At 66.4% G+C, this 19,341-nt stretch carries 15 protein-coding genes, 1 tRNA gene and 2 pseudogenes; 4 read left to right on the top strand and 14 right to left on the bottom strand.

What is annotated here, in order from left to right; all coding sequences use genetic code 11:
- Nucleotide 1 precedes the first annotated feature (1 nt).
- Genes dprE2 through B8W69_RS16780 form a run of 4 tightly spaced genes read right to left on the bottom strand, consistent with a single transcriptional unit; the run spans nucleotide 2 to nucleotide 3,148 of the window.
- A complete protein-coding gene (gene dprE2 / locus B8W69_RS16795) occupies nucleotides 2-766 on the bottom strand; it encodes a decaprenylphospho-beta-D-erythro-pentofuranosid-2-ulose 2-reductase (protein WP_064950921.1) in 765 nt (254 codons plus the stop codon).
- On the bottom strand, nucleotides 767-2,158 hold the full coding sequence (gene dprE1, locus B8W69_RS16790) for a decaprenylphosphoryl-beta-D-ribose oxidase (protein WP_085290940.1): 1,392 nt from the start codon (nucleotides 2,156-2,158) through the stop codon (nucleotides 767-769).
- 32 nt (nucleotides 2,159-2,190) lie between these two features.
- A complete protein-coding gene (locus tag B8W69_RS16785) occupies nucleotides 2,191-2,625 on the bottom strand; it encodes a GtrA family protein (RefSeq protein WP_085290939.1) in 435 nt (144 codons plus the stop codon).
- A 43-nt stretch (nucleotides 2,626-2,668) separates the two neighbouring features.
- Nucleotides 2,669-3,148 (bottom strand): GreA/GreB family elongation factor, encoded by a 480-nt coding sequence (locus B8W69_RS16780; RefSeq protein WP_085290938.1) that lies wholly within the window; start codon nucleotides 3,146-3,148, stop codon nucleotides 2,669-2,671.
- A gap of 598 nt (nucleotides 3,149-3,746) precedes the next feature.
- Between B8W69_RS16780 and B8W69_RS16775 the strand changes: the two genes are divergently transcribed.
- Both B8W69_RS16775 and B8W69_RS16770 read left to right on the top strand, forming a co-directional pair.
- Nucleotides 3,747-4,943 carry a PPE family protein gene (locus tag B8W69_RS16775; RefSeq protein ID WP_181447422.1) on the top strand — a complete coding sequence of 399 codons (1,197 nt, stop codon included), beginning with the start codon at nucleotides 3,747-3,749 and terminating at the stop codon, nucleotides 4,941-4,943.
- 149 nt (nucleotides 4,944-5,092) lie between these two features.
- On the top strand, nucleotides 5,093-6,499 hold the full coding sequence (locus B8W69_RS16770; protein WP_085290937.1) for a PPE family protein: 1,407 nt from the start codon (nucleotides 5,093-5,095) through the stop codon (nucleotides 6,497-6,499).
- A gap of 245 nt (nucleotides 6,500-6,744) precedes the next feature.
- Here the strand turns inward: B8W69_RS16770 and B8W69_RS16765 are convergent.
- The 7 genes and pseudogenes from B8W69_RS16765 to B8W69_RS16735 all read right to left on the bottom strand — a co-directional run.
- Nucleotides 6,745-8,655, bottom strand: a pseudogene (locus B8W69_RS16765) (APC family permease); the annotation flags it as partial.
- 17 nt (nucleotides 8,656-8,672) lie between these two features.
- Nucleotides 8,673-10,985, bottom strand: coding sequence for an APC family permease (locus tag B8W69_RS16760; protein ID WP_245843276.1), 2,313 nt, complete (start codon nucleotides 10,983-10,985; stop codon nucleotides 8,673-8,675).
- A 161-nt stretch (nucleotides 10,986-11,146) separates the two neighbouring features.
- A complete protein-coding gene (gene wzm, locus B8W69_RS16755) occupies nucleotides 11,147-11,977 on the bottom strand; it encodes a galactan export ABC transporter permease subunit Wzm/RfbD (RefSeq protein ID WP_085290935.1) in 831 nt (276 codons plus the stop codon).
- Entirely contained in the window at nucleotides 11,974-12,906 is a 933-nt protein-coding gene (gene glfT1 / locus B8W69_RS16750; protein ID WP_085290934.1) for a galactofuranosyltransferase GlfT1, read from the bottom strand. Before glfT1 ends, wzm begins: the two co-directional genes overlap by 4 nt.
- Nucleotides 12,899-13,747, bottom strand: a complete 849-nt coding sequence (gene wzt / locus B8W69_RS16745) for a galactan export ABC transporter ATP-binding subunit Wzt/RfbE (RefSeq protein WP_085290933.1) — start codon at nucleotides 13,745-13,747, stop codon at nucleotides 12,899-12,901. The genes glfT1 and wzt overlap by 8 nt, the downstream gene beginning before the upstream one ends.
- 15 nt (nucleotides 13,748-13,762) lie before the next feature.
- The gene (locus B8W69_RS16740) at nucleotides 13,763-14,212 is read right to left on the bottom strand and encodes a bacterial proteasome activator family protein (protein ID WP_245843278.1); all 450 of its coding nucleotides are present in this window, start codon (nucleotides 14,210-14,212) and stop codon (nucleotides 13,763-13,765) included.
- An 81-nt stretch (nucleotides 14,213-14,293) separates the two neighbouring features.
- Nucleotides 14,294-16,270, bottom strand: a complete 1,977-nt coding sequence (locus B8W69_RS16735) for a DUF6541 family protein (protein ID WP_085290931.1) — start codon at nucleotides 16,268-16,270, stop codon at nucleotides 14,294-14,296.
- A 118-nt stretch (nucleotides 16,271-16,388) separates the two neighbouring features.
- On the opposite strand from B8W69_RS16735, the gene B8W69_RS16730 reads away from it, so the two are divergent.
- Complete coding sequence (locus tag B8W69_RS16730; RefSeq protein ID WP_065027478.1) at nucleotides 16,389-17,585, top strand: cysteine desulfurase-like protein; 1,197 nt, start codon at nucleotides 16,389-16,391, stop codon at nucleotides 17,583-17,585.
- Nucleotides 17,586-17,594: 9 nt separating this feature from the next.
- Here the strand turns inward: B8W69_RS16730 and B8W69_RS16725 are convergent, their stop codons facing one another.
- Nucleotides 17,595-18,569, bottom strand: coding sequence for an NAD(P)H-quinone oxidoreductase (locus B8W69_RS16725; RefSeq protein ID WP_181447421.1), 975 nt, complete (start codon nucleotides 18,567-18,569; stop codon nucleotides 17,595-17,597).
- A 37-nt stretch (nucleotides 18,570-18,606) separates the two neighbouring features.
- On the opposite strand from B8W69_RS16725, the gene B8W69_RS16720 reads away from it, so the two are divergent.
- Nucleotides 18,607-18,693, top strand: a tRNA-Ser gene (locus tag B8W69_RS16720).
- Between the two features lie 3 nt (nucleotides 18,694-18,696).
- Here B8W69_RS16720 and B8W69_RS16715 read toward each other — a convergent pair.
- Together B8W69_RS16715 and B8W69_RS16710 are read right to left on the bottom strand one after the other, a co-directional pair.
- Nucleotides 18,697-19,001, bottom strand: a pseudogene (locus B8W69_RS16715) (Rv2629 family ribosome hibernation factor); the annotation flags it as partial.
- Nucleotides 19,002-19,138: 137 nt separating this feature from the next.
- Complete coding sequence (locus B8W69_RS16710) at nucleotides 19,139-19,327, bottom strand: hypothetical protein (RefSeq protein ID WP_007771958.1); 189 nt, start codon at nucleotides 19,325-19,327, stop codon at nucleotides 19,139-19,141.
- Between the last annotated feature and the right edge of the window lie 14 nt (nucleotides 19,328-19,341).

Raw genomic sequence — 19,341 nt, 5'->3', positions numbered from 1 at the left:
GTCAGATGGGAAGCTTGCGGAAGATGGGACGCGGGACGTGTCGCAACACCATCATCACATAACGGAATGCTGCTGGTGCCCAAACCAATTCCTTACCTTTGGCGGCCGCGGTCACCGCGAGGTTGGCGACGTATTCCTTGTCGACGGTCAGCGGCGCTTCCTTGACGTGCGCGCTCATCCGGGTGCGCACCTGGCCGGGCCGGATCACCAGGACGCGAACTCCATACTCGCGCAACGCTTCTCCGAGCCCCAGGTAAAAGCCGTCCAGTCCCGCCTTGGTGGAGCCGTAGACGAAGTTGGACCGCCGCACCCGCTCGCCGGCCGCCGAGCTCATCGCGATGATCTGGCCGAAACCCTGGGCGCGCATCTTCTCGCCCAGCAGCACTCCCACCGAAACCGCTGCGGTGTAGTTGATTTCGACGGCCTGCACCGCCTTGTGCTGGTTCTGCCATAGCTCCTCGGCGTCCCCCAGGATGCCGAACGCGACAATGGCCACGTCGACGTCACCGTTGGCGAAAGCCGCCTCGATCATCTTGGGGTGGGTGTCGGGGTCGGTGGCTTCGAAATCGATCAGCTCGACCGAACGCGCGCCGGCGGCCTGCATCTGCGCCACCGCGGCGTCGCGGCCGGGGTCGCTGGGCATGGCGGCCAACACAATCCGCGCGTGCGCGTTCTGCAGGTAGCGTTCGCAGATGGCCAGGCCGATCTCGGAGGTACCGCCGAGCAGCAGGATGGTCTGCGGATTACCTACGGCATCGAGCACCATTTAGAGCAGCTCCAAACGTCGGGCCATGTCGGAGGCAAACACCCCTGTCGGATCTACCTTGCGTCGCACGGCGATCCATTCGTCGATGCGCGGATACATGGCGTGGAAGGTTTCGGCGTTCACGCGGGAATCCTTGGCGGTGTAGACCCTTCCGCCGAATTCCAGCACCCGCCTGTCGAGTTCGTTGAGGAACTCGTTGATCCCCGGCTTGTTGGGGAAGTCCATGGCGACGTTCCAGCCCGCCATCGGGAAACTCAGCGGCGCGCGGTTGCCCGGCCCGAAGAGCTTGAACACGTTCAGCGCCGAGTAATGGCCGGTGGTCTGGATCCAGCGGATGATGGCCTTGAACTCGTTCATCGCGTCCGGCGGAACCAGGAACTGGTGTTGCGCGAAACCCCTTGGGCCGTATGCGTTATTCCAGCCACTGACCAGATCGAGCATGTGATAGAACTGCGACAGGTTCTGGATCTTGCCGCTGTAGGTCCCGCCCAGCCGGTAGTACACCTCGCCGATCGCCATGAACGACAGCTTGTTCATCGCGCTGACCGGGAACACGTCCGGCACCGTCAACAGCTGCGGCGCATCGAATTTCAACGGGTTCTTGGCCAGCTTCTTCGGCAGCTGATCGAGCTTCGCCAGGCTGCCGCGGCTGACCGAGGCCCGGCCCAGCTTCGGCGGCGGACTGATCAGGTCGAACCACGCGCTGGAGTACGTGTAGTTGGCCTCGCTGCCGTCGAGGTGAACGGCGACCGTTTCATCGAGGTCGTGGGTGGCAACACCGTCGGCGATGAAGTACGCCGTCTCCGTCGGTGTCATGGCGATGGTGGCGCGCAGCACGATCCCGGTCAGGCCGTTGCCGCCGACGGTCGCCCAGAACAGCTCGGCACCGTCCCCGTCGGGGGTTATGGTGCGAACGGTGCCGTCGGCCATGAGCAGGTCCATCGACCGAACGTGGTTACCGAAGCTGCCCGCGCTGTGGTGGTTCTTGCCGTGGATGTCGCAGGCGATCGCGCCGCCGACGGTGACCTGGCGCGTTCCCGGCAGCACCGGAACCCACAACCCGAACGGCAGCGCCGCCTTCATCAACTGGTCCAGGCTGACGCCGGCGTCGACGTCGACCAGCCGGGTGTCGGCGCTGATCGAGTGGATGCGGTTGAGCCCGGTCATGTCGATCACCAGGCCGCCGCCGTTCTGGGCATTGTCGCCGTAGGATCGGCCCAGCCCGCGGGCGATGACGCCCCGGCTTTTGGGATCGCCCGAGTCGGCCACCCGGGTCACCGCCTTGGCGATCACCTCGGGATCGCGGGTAGAGAGCACCTGGGCCACCGACGGTGCGGTGCGCCCGAAGCCCATCAGCTGGGTGGGCTTGGCCAGGGGATCGGTGCTCGACATCGTCAAAGAGGGTACCGCTTGCCGAGGGCGGCTCAGCGGATGCGGAAGATTACGGCCCGCTGCACCACGAAGTTGATCACCGTCGCGGTGCCCTGCGCGATCACGAACGCGACGAGCGGCGACCAGCCGCGGTAGTGCAGAAGCGCCAGGCACACGTGGTTGAGCCCGACCTGCACGGCGAACGTGATGGCGTAGAGGACCATGACCGCGACGAACCGGGCGGTGCTGGGAGAAGCCTGGAAGGTCCAGCGGCGGTTGATCAGGTAGGCCGTGATGGTGCCGACGATGAAGCTGGTGGCCTTGGACAGGTCAACCTGGACGCCCACGACCTTCCACAGCAGCAGGTAGAGCCCGAAGTCCACGATTCCCGCCAACCCGCCGGTGACGACGAATCGGGTGACCTGCGTAGTCAGGCTCAAGTGCGGGCGCACGTCTTCAGACGCGGAATCGGGCAGCGGGGCAACCATCGAGGGGAGTCTAACGGGGTCGGTGAGCCCTCCCCGGCAAGCGCTAGCGGGGCAGCTTGACCGAGATCAGCTCGACCTGGTTCTCGCCCTGCGGCGTCGTGTAGGTCACCGTGTCGCCGGGTTTGTGCCCGGCCAGGGCCTGGGCCAGGGGGCTGCGCGCGGTTAACGTCTCGGACTCCCGGCCGACGGGGGTCTCCTCGACGATGGAGATCACGTGCATCGTGACGACTTCGCCGTCGGCGAACCGCAGCGTCACCTCGGTGCCGCCGGGCAGCGTCTCCGTCGCGTCGACGTCCGACGGCCCGGTCCGCAGGCGCCGGTCCAACTCGTTGATCCGGTCGGTGAGAACCACCAGTTCCTCGGCGCGCTGGATCGCCTCGGCCGCGTCACCGTGGTCGCCCACCATGCCGCGGTCGTTCTTGACCTCGGCCTCGAGCCGCTCACGCCGTTGCCGTAACCGGTCCAGCTCCGCTTCGAGGTTGTGCCGCGCGGCGTCCGCTGCTGATGGGACCTTTTTGCTCACGTCGGTGAACCTTTCGCCCGGTTGCTCAGATGGCGTTCCAGTGTGACACCACGATGACGCACCCGCCAGCGTTCCGGCCGACGAAACCGATGCGACCGTTGGCGGGTCATCGCGGCACGCCGTCGCGGCTACAGCATTCAGTTTGCGATCCAACGCCGCCCCGTCGGTGGCCTGCAGTTGCGGCCCCCACCGCTGCCAGCCCGGGACTGGTGGCGTCGACCTCGATACGGCGATCCCTGGGTGCGCTGCCCCGGCACGCGCAGCCCGGCGGGATCGACCCGCGGGACTCACATATCGATGCGCTCAATGAGTTCGGACTGGAGAGCCGCATCCATCCTCGCGCGTGCCCAGCAATCGCGGCGTCCAGCCGAGCGATCAGCCCGGCGTCTTCGATCAGCTCGCTCGATCAGTTCGACGTATCGGCGCATGGCATCGGCGAGAGCCCCACACCCGGACGTGTCGACCGAACTCACGGAGCGACGAAATTTGGATCACGAGGGGCAAAACAATTGTTTACGCGAACTCAATGTGGGTATTGCCCGCATGTCCGTGATGTTTATGGCGCGGGTCACACCGTGGCCGGGGGAGGGCTAGACCGGTGGATTTCGGACTGATGCCACCGGAGATCAATTCCGGTCGCATGTATGCCGGGCCGGGGCCTGGGCCGATGCTGGCTGCGGCGGCGGCGTGGGACGCTTTGGCCGCCGAGTTGCACTCCACGGCGGCCTCCTACTCCTCGGTGGTTTCGGGGCTGACTGCTGCGTGGCGAGGTCCTTCGTCGGCCACGATGGCGGCCGCGGCCGCGCCGTATATCGGATGGTTGAGCACCACCGCCGCCCAGGCCGAGCAGACCGCGAATCAGGCCAGGGCGGCAGTTGCCGCGTACGAAACCGCTTTTGCGGCAACGGTTCCCCCGCCAATGGTCGCGGCGAATCGCAGCCTGCTGATGTCGCTGATCGCGACGAATATTGTCGGGCAGAATACCGCGGCCATCGCGGCGACTGAGGCCCAGTACGCCGAGATGTGGGCCCAGGACGCGGCCGCGATGTACGGGTATGCCGGCACATCGGCGAGCGCGGCGCAGCTGGCTCCGTTCAGCCCGTCGCCGCGGACCACGAATGCGTCCGGGACCACCGAACAAGCCGCGGCGGTCACGCAGGCCGCCGGGACGAACGCGCAGACGCTGCCGCAGCTGACCGCTGGGGCACCCCAGACGCTGCAAAGCCTGGCAACGCCTGCGGCCGCTGCGGCAGTGGCCGATCCGCCATCGAGCTCATCGCTGGACGATCTCCTGGCCTTCGGCTTCGGGCCCTTTAATCCGATGCACATATATTCGCCCCTCGGATCCATGTACGACCTCGGAGTCCAGTGCTTTCTCGCTCCCTTCAACAACTTCAACATGCAGGTGGCGTACGCGGGCGCCCTCGGGCGGGCGGGATTCCCGATCGCCGCCGTGGGCCCAGGAATCGCGGTGGGGCCGACGGGCGGAGCGGTATCGGCGGGCATGGGGCAAGCCGGCTTGGTCGGAAGCATGTCGGTGCCCCAGGCCTGGGCCAGCGCCGCACCGGCGATGAGGCCGGTCGCCGTCGTATTGCCGCAGACCGGTCTTGATGCCCTGCCCGCGACGGCCGCGGGGGAGGGCCAGGGAAGCCTGTTCAGCAATATGGCCCTGTCGGGTTTGGCGGGACGGACCGTGGTCGGCACCGGCGGTACCGCCACCCGCTCTGCCGGCGCGGGCGCTGTTACCGGCGGGGCCGCCACCACCGCGACCATCATCGTGATTCCCGAAGACTGACCGCCGTTTCGGCGTGCACCGCCCATCCGTCCACACCTACCAGCCAAGGAGATGCAGATGTCATTCGCAGCCAGTCCGGGCACCACCGAGAAGTCGTATGCGGCGACCGGGTCCACGGACGCGGTAGCGGCAGGCTGAGGATCATGGCAATGGATTTCGGGGTGTTGCCGCCGGAGATCAATTCCGGCCGTATGTATTCCGGTCCCGGGTCGGGACCGATGCTGGCCGCCGCGGCGGCCTGGGACGGGCTGGCCGCCCAGCTGCGTGCGACGGGGGCGTCCTACTCTTCGGTGATCTCGGGGTTGACTGCCGGCTGGCTGGGCCCGTCGTCGATGGCGATGGCGGCCGCGGCGGCGCCGTACGCGGCGTGGATGAACACCACTGCCGCGCAAGCCGAGCAGACCGCGGCCCAGGCCCGGGCGGCCGCCGCAGCCTACGAGACGGCGTTTGCGGGCACGGTTGCACCGCCGGTGATCGCGGCCAACCGCGCCGAGCTGGCACAGCTGGTCGCGACTAACGTTGTCGGGCAGAACACGCCTGCGATCGCCGCCGCCGAGGCGCAGTACGCGGACATGTGGGCCCAAGACGCCGCCACGATGTACGGCTATGCCGGCGAGTCCGCGGGCGCCGCACAGGTGACGCCGTTCACCCCGGCGCCGCAGACCACCAACCCCGGCGGACCGGCCGCCCAATCTGCCACGGCCACCCAAACCGCCGGCACATCGGCCGGTACAAGCGCGCAGTCGATGTTGTCGCAGCTGACGTCACAGCCGCTTGCGGCGCCCTCGTCGCTACAACCGCTCGCGGCGCCCGCCGCGACCGATCCACCCACCCCGGCGAGTTCACTTGCAAGCCTGAACACAACCCCGCTCGGGACGGCCCTCAGGCTGACCGAGTTCATAAGCCCAGCGAGCCTGCCGGGTAGAAACGCATTGGTGAGTAGCACCTTGGGCTACGGGCTGGCGGCGCGGGGCTTCAACACGGGCGAGCTCCCGGTTCCGCTGGTGCCGGGAGTGCTTTACAACCCGACTGCGGCGGGTCCGGTCGCGGCGGCGTCGGCGGTCTCCGCAGACGTGGGCCGCGCGGGCGTGGTCGGAGCGTTGTCGGTGCCACCGAGCTGGGCTGCGGCCACCCCGGCGGTCAGACTGGCCGCCACCGTCTTGCAGGGCACCGGCCAGGCTGCGGTGCCTTTGGCCGCGGTGGAAAGCGGCGGCAATATCTTTGGCCAGATGGCGCTGGCGGGTCTGACTGGTGGCGTTGCCGGCGGAGCCGTTGCCCGCGCTTCGGCGAAAACCCCTGCAAGAGAAGAGGGTTCCAGATCGGCCGATATCAAGGACAGCGCGGGCAACGAGAGGGAAAGCAAGACGTCCGAGAAACTGACGCGTGTCCTCGCGGAGATATCAGCAGAACCGGAGTCGGTGCAGCACTGGCACACCGACAAGGCGCACCTCGACGGCCTTCTCGCGCAGCTGTCGACGAAACCGGGAGTCCACGCGGTGCACGTGTCTTCCCGCCACCAACCGAACCCCACGCCGCCCCGCCCGCGGTGGGGCTAAGCGAACGCGGGCGTGTCCTCGGAATATCGCCTGCCAGCGTGTAGCCGTACAGGGGCATTGTGGCCGAGTCAACACCGGATAAAGCCGTTGCGGTAACTTGCCTTTCGGTGTCGATGAGAGCAGTGGTTCGCCGTGTTGCACCGAATCCGCTAGGTAGCTGACGCCGGTCCAGTCGGCTCAGCCGCACCAGCGCTCGCTGAACAACCCGCCGTGTGGTGGTGATCGAGTCGCGGGGGGCGATGACCATTGCGTACGTCAAAGGGCACGATTGTGGCGGCGGCGTTCGGGGACCGGCTGACGGCCTTGGCGATTGCGTCGGCGGTGCGGTCATGAAGCACCCTTCCGAGCAGGCCATATGCGCGGCGCGGCAGCAGTACGGTCACTTCTGTATCCGGACGCGTGTCTCGCTCGCTGAGGACGAGCTCTTGTGCGGCCCGGGTCAGCTGGCGGTCGGGGCAATCGATCACGCGTAGGGGGGTGTCGAGATCGTAACGCCGCCATAGCTTCCGCAGGTGCTGGGCGTGCTCCGCGTCGATCATGAAGTGCACCGCGATCAGCTCGTCGGCCCCCAGGTCCTTCCCGTAGCGCAGTGCTTCGAGCATCGCAATGTCCACCGTGTTGACGCAGAGGAACACATTGTGTTTCGCGTACTTCTTCTCGTCGGGGCGGTCGGTGCGAAACTTTTCGAGGATCGCCGTCTCAGCCCGGTACTGATTGTTGAGCCGGATGAACACGAACACCAGCACGGGGAAGACGACGACGATGAGCCAGGCTCCCTCGGTGAACTTGGCCACGGCGAAGATTCCCACCACGATCGTCGACGTGATACCGGCGGACAGATTGATCGCCAGTTTGTATCGCCAACCCGGCGGACGTTGGGTCAGATGGTGTTTGGTCATCCCGTAGCCGGCCATCGCGAATGCGGTGAACACGCCCATCGCGTATAGCGGTATCAGTGCGTGCAGCGACGCGCGGGTCACCAGCAGCAGTGCAACGGCCAGCGCGGTGAGCGTGACGATGCCGTTGGAGAACACCAGTCGGTGCCCTCGTTTGGTGAGCGGCCGAGGCAGGAAACGGTCGGCGGCAACAAAACTGGCGAGTGCCGGAAACCCGTTGAAGGCGGTGTTGGCGCCGGTGAACAGGATCGCTGCGGTGGCCGCCTGGACCAGGAAGTACAAGGCGTGCCCGATCGCCCCGTTGCCGAAAACGGTCCGGGCGATCTCGGCCAGCATTGACGGATACTCGCTGGTATAGGGAATGACGTGGGTGTGGTGTGCAAGGTAGGCCACACCCATCAGCAAGAACCCGATGATGCACGCTATCGCGGTCAATGCGCGGCGCGCATTGGGGCCCTGTGGCTTACGGAAGACATCGACTGTATTGGAAATCGCCTCGATCCCGGCCATCGAGGTGGTGCCATGGGCGAAGGCGCGCAGCAATACCAGAATCGTCGCCCCCATCACCAGTCCACTGCCCTGATGTACCGGCACCAGCCCGCTGGTGTGGTGCGGGACGTAACGGGGTAGACCCCAGAAGATTTCGCGGATTACGCCGGTCGCGATCGTCACCGCCAGCATGGTGATGAAGCCATAGGTCATCACGGCGAACACTCGGCCCGACTGTCGTAGTCCGCGCAGGTTGACATAACAGGTCAGCAGCACTGCAGCCACCGAGATTTCCAAGTGGTAGGGGCGAAGCTGAGGTATTGCCGTGACTACCGCGACCGTGCCGGCCGCAGGCTGGACCGCCACGGTGACCACGTAGTCGATCAACAATGCGGCGGCGGCGATCTGGGCCATCCGGGGCCCCAAGTTCTCCCGCGCGACCACGTACGATCCGCCGGCTCGGGTGTAGGCCATCAGAACCTCGCGATATGAAGCCGTGACCAACGCGAGAATCAGCAGAATGACCCCGGCGATCGGCAGCACCAACACGAATGCGGCCAGGCCGGCCTGCGGTAGCAGTTCTACCACGATCTGTTCGGGGCCATAGGCTATCGACGAGATCGCGTCTGGCGCAATAGCGCCCAGCGCAACAGGATTCGACAAAGTCTCCGACTCCAGGCGCTCGCTGATCAGCGGCTCACCTAAAAATGCGCGCTTCCACCGGTCTCCGATCGACGCCGGGATGCTCAGGCGGCGAGCCGACGTGGTCATAAAGCTCACCTCCTTGTTCACCCGACTACTCGGTATGCGGGGTCGGCAATGCACACTGCTTCGTGGTCTGCGTTGCGGTGTGCCTCTCCGGTGATGTGCAGCAGTTGGCCGGGCATGATGTCTGCGCCACCGCAATCGGGTGCGAAGGTGATGCGGACCTGCCCGCTTTCGTCGCCGACCACTATCGAACGCGAGGTCCGGCTCCGTTGGGTGAACTCCTCGACTTCACTGACCCTGCCTTCGATCGTCGCGCTGCGCCCGGGAACGAGGCTGTCGATCGCGACCACCGTGGTCGGCCGCTCCGGGTGTTCATAGGAAGCCACTTTCCGGCTCTCGCCCCGCCAGATCCGCTGCTCGATCCGCGCGAATTCGCCGGCTATTCGCGGTCCCACGCTGTTGGGGAACGCTTCGCTGATCTCGGACTGCACGTCGTATGGCACGATCGTGGCGGCCGCGTTCGGGATCCGACTGACCGCCTTGGCGATCTTGTCGGCGGTGCGGTCGTGAAGCAGTCGTTCGAAGGGGCCGTATGCCCGGCGTGGCAGCAATATCGTCACGCTCGTATCCGGATGTTCCTCTTGCTCGGTCGCAACCAGCTCCTGTGCGGCCGCGGTCACGTGGCGGTCCGGGCAATCCAGCACGCGCAGCGGCGTTTTGAGATCGAAGCTTTCCCAAAGCTTTTGCAGGCGCCGGGCATGTTCCGCGTCGATCACGAAATGCACGGCGATCAACTGGTCGGGTTTGAGGACCTTCCCGTAGCGCAGCGCTTCGAGTGTTGCGATGTCGACCGTGTCGACACAGGCGAACACGTGGTGTCGCGCCCCATTTCGCAGGGTCTTGTGATCGGCGTGGAAGTCGCTGAGAACGGCGGCCTCGGAGCGGTATTCGCGATTGAGCCGTATCAGTACGAACACCAGCACGGGGAATACGACAACTATCAGCCAGGCGCCCTCGGTGAACTTGGCTACCGCGAAGATCCCCACCACGATGGTCGACATGATCCCTGCGGACAGGTTGATCGCCAGCTTGTGTCGCCAGCCGCGTTCACGCTGGATGAGATGGTGTTTGGTCATCCCGTAGCCGGCGGTGGCGAAGCCGGTGAACACGCCGATCGCGTAAAGCGGCACCAAGGATTGGACCGTGCCGCCGGTGAACACCAGCAACGCCACCGACAACGCCGTCAGGGCGATGATGCCGTTGGAGAACACCAACCGGTGCCCGCGCTTGATGAGTTGGCGCGGCAGAAACCGGTCTTCCGCTACGAAGCTGGCCAGTGCGGGGAATCCGTTGAAGCTGCCGTTGGCGCCGGTGAACAGGATGGCGGCGGTCGATGCCTGGACCAGGATATGCATGCTGCTGCCGATCAGGCCGTGACCGAAGACAGCCCGGGTAACCTGCGAGAGCACCGAGGGGTATTCGTCGACATACGGGGTGGCGTGCGTGGCGTAGGCCAGGTAGCCGACTCCGGCCAGCAAGAAGCCGAGGATGCAGGCCATCGTGGTAATCACCCGCCGTGCGTTCGGGCCCTGCGGATCGCGAAAGATGTTGACCGTGTTCGAGACCGCTTCCACGCCGGTCAGCGACGAACCGCCATTGGCGAACGCCCGCAGAATCACCAGCACCGTGGCGCCCAGCACCAGACCGTTGCCTTGATGGACCGGCACCGTCCCCGGCATGTGCTGCGGATCGTATTCGGGTAAACCCCAGAAGAGTTCGCGGATGACTCCGGTGACGATCGTCAGGATGATCAGCGCAACGAACGAGTAGGTGGCCACGGCGAACGGTCGACCGGCTTCCCGCACGCCGCGCAGATTCAGGTAGCTGATGACGATCACCATGCCGATGGTGATCTCCAAGCTGTAGGGCCCGAGTGCGGGCAGAGCGGAGGCCACCGCGACCGTGCCCGCGGACGTCTGCACCGCCACCGTCACGACGTAATCGATGAGCAATGCCGCCGCCGCGATCTGCGCCACCCGCGGTCCGAAATTCTCGCGTGTGACGATGTAGGAGCCGCCAGCCTGTGTGTAGGCCATGACGACCTGTCGATAGGAGGCGGCCACCAGCGCCAGAACAATGATGATGACGCCAGTGGTCGGCAATAACAAGACGAAGGCAGCCAGCCCGGCATGCGGCACCAGCTCGACCAGGATTTGCTCGGGGCCGTAGGCGGTCGAGGAGATCGCGTCGGGTGACAGCGCACCGAGGGCAACCGGATTTGACAGTCTCTCGGACTCGAGCGCCTCGGTGATCAGCGGCTTGCCCAAAAAGATTCGCTTGCACACCTGAGAAAATGACAGCGATACACCGCGCGAGCGAATGGATTTGGTCACACTCACGTCCGTACCCGGTTTCCGGCCCATCGAACGCTGAGGGATTGATGGGAATGTGCTGATTAGAAGCTCAAAGGAAATGCCGTCACGAACCGGTGGCCCGACCATGCCCCGGAGGCTCCCTGGCGAACAGCTGTCGCCGGGCCACACCCGAAAAGTCGCTATACCCAGTAGGGCACCCGGGCGCGGTATTGGCGCATCGCGAAGGCGGCCAGGATCCAGCCGACGGCCGTCAGCACCAGCACGACGGCCCAGTGCCGCAGTTCCTGATGTGACCCGAGCAGCGGGGCGCGAACGATATCCAGATAATGCAGCAGCGGGTTGAGTTCGACGATCTTCGACCACCGTCCGGCGCCCTGCTGCCGCAAGGTGTCGTCGTTCCAGATGATCGGCGTCATGAAGAACAGCAACTGCACGATCGAGAACAGCAGCGGGCCGATGTCGCGATAGCGGGTCGCCAGGATGCCGAAACACAGTGACACCCAGATGCAGTTGAGTACGATCAGCGCCAACGCCGGGATCACCGAAAGATCGGCCCACGACCAGGGTTTGGGGAAGATCATCGCGATGACGACGTAGATGACGATGTTGTGCGCGAACAGGATCATCTGCCGCCACACCAGCCGGTAGACGTGCACGCTCAGCGGCGTCGGCAGTTGCTTGATCAGTCCCTCGTTGGCGACGAAGACGTCGGCGCCCTCCAAAATGGCGGCGTTGATCAGGTTCCAGATGATCAGCCCCAGCGTCACGTACGGCAGATGCACCGACAGCTCGAGATGAAACAGCTTGGAGTACAAGCCGCCCATCGCGACGGCCGTGGTTCCGGTCGCGATGGTGATCCAGAACGGCCCCAGCACGGAGCGGCGGTAGCGCTGCTTGATGTCCTGCCAGCCCAGGTGCAGCCAGAGTTCGTGCCGGCGGAAGCCGTCGGCGAGGTCGCCCCGGGCGCGACTGAAGGTCCGCGACTGTGCCGCCGCGTCGAGGAACGTCATCGGGAACCTCCCGCATCGTGCTTGCCGAACTGCTCGCGACGTCCCAAGCGCCGCAACCGGATCCATTCCAGCAGGCCGCGTGGGTCGCGACGAGTCACCAGGAAGAACCAGCCGAACCGCACCCACTCTTGCACCAGCAGCTTGCGCAAGCCAGGCTGCGACAGCAGGTAGCCGCGGTTGCGGTAGGTGTAGAACCGCTTGGTGTGGTTGTCGGGATACTGGGTGTGCATGCGGCCACCCAGAATCGGGCGGAATTCATCGGATCCGCAGGGGTGCAAGTAGATCGTGTCCAGGCACGTCCCGAACGGCAGGCCGGAGCGAACCAGCCGGCGGTGCATCTCCACCTCGTCGCCGCGGATGAACAGCCGCAGATCCGGGACGCCGACCGCGTCCAGGGTGGCGGCCCGGAACAGGGCGCCGTTGAACAGCGACGCGATCCCGGGCAGGAGGTCTTGGCCTGCCTCGGTGCGTAATTCGGTTGCGCGCCTGCGCCATACCAGGCCGCGTCGCAGCGGGAACGCCAGCCTTTCCGGATCGTCCATATTGCAGACCATCGGCGATACCTCGGCCAGGCCGTGCTTCTCGGCGCAGGCCAGCAGGGTGGCCAGCACGTTCGAGTCCTGCGGGCGCCCGTCGTCGTCGGCCAGCCACACCCAATCGGCGCCCTGAGCCAACGCGTGCAGCATGCCCAGCGCGAAACCTCCCGCGCCGCCGAGGTTTCGGTGCGATCCCAGGTAGGTGGTCGGGATCGGTTGGCCGGCAACAAGATCGCGGATCCGGCCGGAGCCCGGCCCTTCGCCGGAAAAATCATTGTCCACCACGATCAGGTGATCGGGCAGCCGGGTCTGCGTGCTCAGCACATCCAGCGACTTGGCCAGCTCGTCGGGGCGCCGGTGGGTGACGACGACGGCGAAGACGGTCTCACTCATCCCCGGATGCTCTTTGGGCCAGGGGTGTCTCGACCCGGTTCGCCTGCCGGTCCTCTTCCAGCACCTCGCGGACGTGCCGGGCCGCGTCTTCCCCTTCGTAGGCGCGCACCACGTCTTCGATGCCGCCGGACATGCGGATGACGCCGTGGTCGATCCACATCGCCGTCTTGCACAACCGGGCCAGGAATTCGTTGGAATGGCTGGCGAACACCAGGATTCCGGAGCGCTCCACCAGACTCTGCAACCGCGACTGCGCCTTCTTCAGGAAGTCGGCGTCCACCGCGCCGATGCCCTCGTCCAGCAGCAGGATCTCGGGGTCGATGCTGGTGACCACGCCCATCGCCAGCCGCACCCGCATGCCGGTGGAATAGGTGCGCAGCGGCATCGACAGGTAGTCGCCCAGCTCGGTGAACTCGGCGATCTCATCGACCTTGGACAGCATCTGCTTTCGCGTCTGGCCCAGGAACAGGCCGCGAATGATGATGTTCTCGTAGCCGGAGATCTCGGGGTCCATGCCGACGCCGAGATCGAAGACCGGCGCCACCCGGCCGGTGACCGTCGCCCAGCCGCGGGTGGGTTCGTAGATGCCCGAAAGTAGGCGCAGCAGAGTCGATTTGCCCGCCCCGTTGTGGCCGACCAGGCCGACACGGTCGCCAAGCTCGAGGGACATGGTGATGTCGCGCAACGCTTCGACCACCACCACGTTGGAGCTGTTGCGGCCGATCGTGCCGCCGGCCTTGCCCAGGAAGGCCTTCTTCAACGAGCGCGACTTGGCGTCGAAGATGGGAAACTCCACCCACGCGTTGTATGTCTCGATGTGAGGACCAGAATCCGGCGCCATTGGTGCTGCGTCTGCTTACAGGTACTGACCGTGCCCGGGCGCTCCGCCCGGCTTGCCGATGCCCGGGGGAAGGGCGCCCTGGCGCATCTTTTCCAGCTGCGCGCGGGCGGCCATCTGCTGCGCGAACAGCGCGGTCTGGATGCCGTGGAACAGCCCCTCCAGCCAGCCGACCAACTGCGCTTGGGCGATGCGCAATTCGGCGTCGGACGGCGCGGCGTCTTCGTTGAAGGGCAGGGTGAGGCGGTCTAGCTCCTCACGCAGTTCAGGCGCCAGGCCCTCTTCCAGTTCCCGGATGCTGGTCGCGTGGATCTCGCGCAGCCGGTTGCGGCTGGCCTCGTCCAGCGGTGCGGCCCGCACCTCCTCGAGCAACTGCTTGATCATGGTCCCGATGCGCATCACCTTCGCCGGCTGCTCAACCAGGTCGGTCAGGGAACGCTCGTCGGCTTCGTCGTCGGAGAGCGCCATAATCCGCGGGTCGACGCCGCCGATGATCTCGACGTCGTCGTCATCGTTGCGGGTAGTCAATGCATCACCATCCTCTGTGGGCTATGAGTGTGGCGTCGTGCCGTTTCCGCGCCATTCATAAATTCGGGCACCGCCATTGTCGTAGATCAACGCCCACGACTTCGACTTATCCAGTGACACTAGTCCTTCGGGTACGGCGAACCCTCGGACAGTCGGCGTGCTGGTGTAGATGTACCGAATATTGAGCGCTTTAATCGCCTCGAGCACCCGCGGATCGGAATCGCCTTTGCGGGCCGAGGTCCAGAAGATGTATCGGTAGTAGCCCGGCCCGGTCTGCTGCGGGAAGTCGTAGTGCGTCCACAGCGGATGCAGGTCGGCGACCGCGTACATCCACGCGGTGCCGTCGACGTTGGAGTCGCCGATCAAGGTGTCGTGCGCGCCGGGCAGCTTGGCCAGGTAGGCCATTGCCATCAGGTCGCGCTGGTCGATCATCACCGAGTCGTATTTGTCGCCGAGCAGAACCTTGTGCGGCAGGAAGTAGTGCCGGGCGGTGTAGACGCAGGCCATCGCCAGCACCACCGCGGTGGCCGCGATCCACACGGGTCCGGGTAACTGCCGGTATCGCCCGGTCAGCCGTTTGACGGCGGCCATCACCAGCACGACCAGCGCGAACAACCCGATGCCCGCCATGGGCGCCAGCAGCATCGCCACCACACCGGAGAGCCTGCGGGGGTCGTTGTAGAAGAACTGGCTGAACTCCTCGATCGTGTTGCCGATCGGCCCGCGGAATCGCGCCGGCGCCCCCGAATAGACGATGGCCACGATCAGCAGCAGCCAGACAGCCGTCGGCCACCAGACCTTTTTGTACAGCAGGATCGCCATGCCGACGGCCGCCAGCGCGAGCAGCTTGTACTGCGTCGGAAAGTCGTTGAGGTGGCGGGTGTGCTGCAGCACGGCGTCGATCAGGCCCTGCTTGGCGCCCTTGAAGCTGGGGAATGAGTGCCCGGCGATGATGTCGGCCTGCCTGAGCACCCCCAGGAACTGCGGCGCCAGGATCAGCACGGTCGGCACCGCCACGCAGGCCAGGGTCAGCGCGTCGGCGAGCCGGCCCCGCACCGGATGCCAGACCGCGTCCAGCAGCCACCAGCCCAGCAGGAACAAGATCGCGACGAACCCCCCGGTCAGGTGCACCGACAGCAAGCCCACCAGCGCCAGCACGGCCAGCGGCACCCGGTCGCGGTGCCGCAACGTGGACACGATCAGGATGAACGTCGGCACCGCGACCCCGTAGGCCGCCAGGTTGGGCATCGCCGCGACGCCGAACTCGACGTAGGGCAGCGAGGTGAACGACGCCGACAACGCCGCCGCGGTGGCCGCCACCCCCGCACTGCGCCATTCGGTGGTGCGCGGCCGGGCCAGATGCCAGGTCAGCATCGCCGCGCTGGCGGGAAACAGCCACACCGACGCGGCGACCGAGCTCAGCGTGTAGCCGGTGGTGGGCGCCGCCCCGGTCAGCTGGCAGAACACCGCGACCAGGGCGTGAAACACCGACGGGTAGTACAACGCCTGGTGCGTCTCGACGTTGCGCAGCTCGCCCATGTGGGTGGACGACGCCTGGCCGGTGTCCAGGATGAACCGCACCTCGTTGGCGTGCCAGACCGCGTCCCAGGTGCTGGGGATGGACTCCCAATGGGGGATGCCGCGATAGGCCGCCCACATGATGAGCAGCGCGCCCAGCAGCACGCCCCCCGCTACCGTGAGGGCCGGCCGGCGGCTCACTTCGAGGGCTTCCGCCTCGCGGTCGCGGTAGCGGGCGAGCAGCAGTTGTAGCCCGATCATCAGCACGCATACCACAGCCAGCGCCGCCAGCGCCGTCCAGCCGTTCCACGGAATTCCGATGGCACCAAACGGAATAATGGCCAGTGCGACCACGCCGTAGGTCAGCGCCGGGCCGACCGCGACAGCCACCGGCCAAGACAACTGACTGATGCGTGCGATGATCGCCCCGGGCGCTATCAGCAAAAACAATGCAATGAGCGTTCCGAACCAGAGCCCCACTCGACTAGTATGGCTGGCCGGGTGCCCTGGCTCGGGAAGCCACCAACTGGCCGGAACGTCTGTGGCACCCGCTACCGTCACAGTTTCGCAAAAAAGCGGAAGCTCTAAGGTGGCCCACATGGCATATGACGTCGCCCGGGTGCGCGGACTTCATCCGTCGCTGGGTGACGGGTGGGTGCACTTCGACGCCCCGAGCGGGATGCTGGTCCCCGATTCCGTCGCGACCACGGTGTCGACGGCCTTCCGCAGGTCCGGTCCCACCACCGTGGGCGCGCACCCGTCCGCGCAGCGCAGCGCCGCCGTTCTGGAGGCGGCGCGGGCGGCGGTGGCCGATCTGTTCAACGTCGAACCCGCCGGTGTCGTGCTGGGCGCCGACCGGGCGATCTTGCTGTCGGCGCTGGCCGAGGCGTCGTCGTCGCGGGCCGGCCTGGGCTACGAGGTCATCGTCAGCCGGCTGGACGACGAGGCCAACATCGCCCCGTGGCTGCGCGCGGCGCACCGGTACGGCGCCAAGGTCAAGTGGGCCGAGATCGACATCGAGACCGGAGAGCTCCCGACGTGGCAGTGGGAGGGCCTGATCGGGAAGTCGACCAGGCTGGTCGCCGTCGCCTCGGCCTCCGGGACGCTGGGCACGGTCACCGACCTGCGGGCGATGACCAAGCTGGTGCACGACGTGGGCGGGCTGGTGGTCGTCGACCACTCCGCCGCGGCGCCCTACCGGCTGCTCGACGTGAAGGAAACCGACGCCGACGTGGTGGCGGTGAACGCCGCGGCCTGGGGCGGTCCCCCGATCGGGGCGATCGTGTTCCGCGACCCGGCGCTGCTCAACTCGTTCAGTTCGATCTCGCCGGACCCCAAGGCCGTGGGGCCGGCGCGCCTCGAGATCGGCGCGCACCAGTTCGGCCTGCTGGCCGGGGTGGTGGCCAGCATCGAGTACCTGGCGTCGCTCGACGAATCCGCCCGCGGCACCCGGCGCGAACGCCTGGCGGTCTCGATGCAATCGGCCACGTCGTATCTGAACCGGATCTATGACTACCTGATGGTGTCGCTGCGCTCGCTGCCATTGGTGATGGTGATCGGCCGCCCGGAGGTGCGGATCCCGGTGGTCAGTTTCGCGTTGAACGGCGTGCCCGCCGAGCGGGTCGTGCAGCGGTTGGCGGACAACGGGATTCTGGCCGTCACCAACGAAAGTTCCCGCGCGCTCGATGTGTTGGGCGTCAACGACGTCGGCGGCGCGGTCACCGTCGGGCTGGCGCACTACTCGACGACGGCCGAAGTCGACCAGCTGGTGCGCGCGCTGGCGTCCCTGGGTTAGAGGCCGGGCCTAGGCCGGCAGCGTCAGCACGACCTTGCCGTGCACCTCTCCCGCTGCCAGCTTCTGGAGGGCGGTGCTCGCCTGCTCGATGGGGATCCGCTCGCCGATGATGGGCCGAACCCGGCCGTCGGCGATCATCGGCCACACCTTGGCCGTCACGGCCTGAACGATCTCGGTCTTGCTGTTCGGTCCGCTCACCGGGCGGCCCCGCAGCGTGGTGCCGATGACGTGGGCCCGCTTGGCGAGCAGCTTGCCGATGTTGAGCTCGCCCTTGATGCCGCCCTGCATGCCGATGATGACGAGCTGGCCGTCGGTGGCCAGGGCGTCGAGATTGCGGTCCAGATAGGAGGCGCCCATGATGTCGAAGATCACGTCGGCGCCGCCGAACTCCTGCACCCGTGCGACGAAGTCGTCGTCGCGGTAGTTGATGGTGATCTCGGCGCCCAGTTCGCGGCAGGTCTGCAGCTTTTCCGCCGACCCGGCGGTCACCGCCACCCGCGCACCCAGCGCCCTGGCGATTTGGATGGCGTGGGTGCCGATGCCGCTGGCCCCGCCGTGCATCAGCAGCAGCTGCCCTTCGCACAGGTGGGCGGTCAGCACCAGGTTCGACCACACGGTGCAGGCCACTTCGGGCAGCCCGGCCGCATCGACCAGGTCGACACCGGGGGGAATCGGCAGCAGCTGGCCGGCGGGGACGGCGACGTACTCGGCGTATCCGCCCCCGGCGAGCAGCGCGCAAACCTCTTGTCCGACAGACCAATTCGTGACATCGGGGCCGGTATCGGCGATGATGCCGGACACTTCCATGCCGATGATCTCGCTGGCGCCCGGCGGCGGCGGATATTTACCGGCGGCCTGCAGCAGGTCGGCGCGGTTCACGCCGGCGGCGGCGACCTTGATCAGGACCTCGCCCGGCCCGGCGGAAACGTCCGGCACTTCCTGCCAGGAGAGTTGCTCGGCGGATTCGGCGACGATGGCGCGCATGGTGGCCACGCTACCGAGTCCCGCTACCCTAATCAGCGGTGGCGTGGCAGAGCGGCCTAATGCACTCGCCTTGAAAGCGAGAGACGGCTAAAACCGTCCGGGGGTTCAAATCCCTCCGCCACCGCTCTTATCGGTCGGCACTCTGGTGCAGCGTCGGGGCGTAGCGCAGCACCGCGCCCACGCCGTCGGCCGGGGAGATCCGCTCGTCGGTGCGCACCAGCGCGGCTCCGACCGAGATCGCCGACACAGGCAGCGCCTCGTCGGCCCGCAGCGTCTTGGCGGGCGCGGCGCCCTGCTCGGACAAAACGTTCTCGTCCGGGGCGATGTCGTCAAACCCTCGTCCGCGACGACGGTCGCATCGCCGATGTCGCCGAGGATCAGTGTCTCCACCGCGCCTTGACGAAGCGCCGAGCAGACCGCGCCGAGTCCCTCGACCTGAGCCTCGGCGCCATGGGTGTCGTGTCAGTCATCGGAATACACCGAAGCGAACAGCCCCGGTGCGTCCAGCAGTTTGCGGAAGCGGTGCGAGTCCATGCTTTGTTGGTTGCCCACCAGCCGGGGGCAAACACCTAGCTTCGGTCGCCCTCGCTGTCGTCGAAAAAGTGCCACTCGCCGTCGTGCTGGACTTCCATGCGCCAGCCGAGCTCGCTGTTGTCGGCCTTGTTGTCGACGAACCATGCGTGTGCGTCGTCGGCACTTTCGATGTCTTTGGTCGCGACGACCTCGCCCTTCGGGTCGAGCACTCGATAGGTAGCCATGACTGGCAGTGTTC

Origin of the sequence: Mycolicibacterium vulneris (assembly GCF_002104765.1) — a bacterium.
Lineage (GTDB): Bacteria > Actinomycetota > Actinomycetes > Mycobacteriales > Mycobacteriaceae > Mycobacterium > Mycobacterium vulneris.
This window is presented reverse-complemented; position numbering and strand designations above follow the sequence as displayed.

Bases quoted from the DNA above. Each gene is read 5' to 3' on its own strand.
- dprE2 (WP_064950921.1), bottom strand. From the start codon at position 766: ATGGTGCTCGATGCCGTAGGTAATCCGCAGACCATCCTGCTGCTCGGC.
- dprE1 (WP_085290940.1), bottom strand. From the start codon at position 2,158: ATGTCGAGCACCGATCCCCTGGCCAAGCCCACCCAGCTGATGGGCTTC.
- B8W69_RS16785 (WP_085290939.1), bottom strand. From the start codon at position 2,625: ATGGTTGCCCCGCTGCCCGATTCCGCGTCTGAAGACGTGCGCCCGCAC.
- B8W69_RS16770 (WP_085290937.1), top strand. From the start codon at position 5,093: ATGGATTTCGGGGTGTTGCCGCCGGAGATCAATTCCGGCCGTATGTAT.
- wzm (WP_085290935.1), bottom strand. From the start codon at position 11,977: ATGACGTTCCTCGACGCGGCGGCACAGTCGCGGACCTTCAGTCGCGCC.
- glfT1 (WP_085290934.1), bottom strand. From the start codon at position 12,906: ATGAGTGAGACCGTCTTCGCCGTCGTCGTCACCCACCGGCGCCCCGAC.
- wzt (WP_085290933.1), bottom strand. From the start codon at position 13,747: ATGGCGCCGGATTCTGGTCCTCACATCGAGACATACAACGCGTGGGTG.
- B8W69_RS16740 (WP_245843278.1), bottom strand. From the start codon at position 14,212: ATGGCGCTCTCCGACGACGAAGCCGACGAGCGTTCCCTGACCGACCTG.
- B8W69_RS16730 (WP_065027478.1), top strand. From the start codon at position 16,389: ATGGCATATGACGTCGCCCGGGTGCGCGGACTTCATCCGTCGCTGGGT.
- B8W69_RS16725 (WP_181447421.1), bottom strand. From the start codon at position 18,569: ATGCGCGCCATCGTCGCCGAATCCGCCGAGCAACTCTCCTGGCAGGAA.
- B8W69_RS16710 (WP_007771958.1), bottom strand. From the start codon at position 19,327: ATGGCTACCTATCGAGTGCTCGACCCGAAGGGCGAGGTCGTCGCGACC.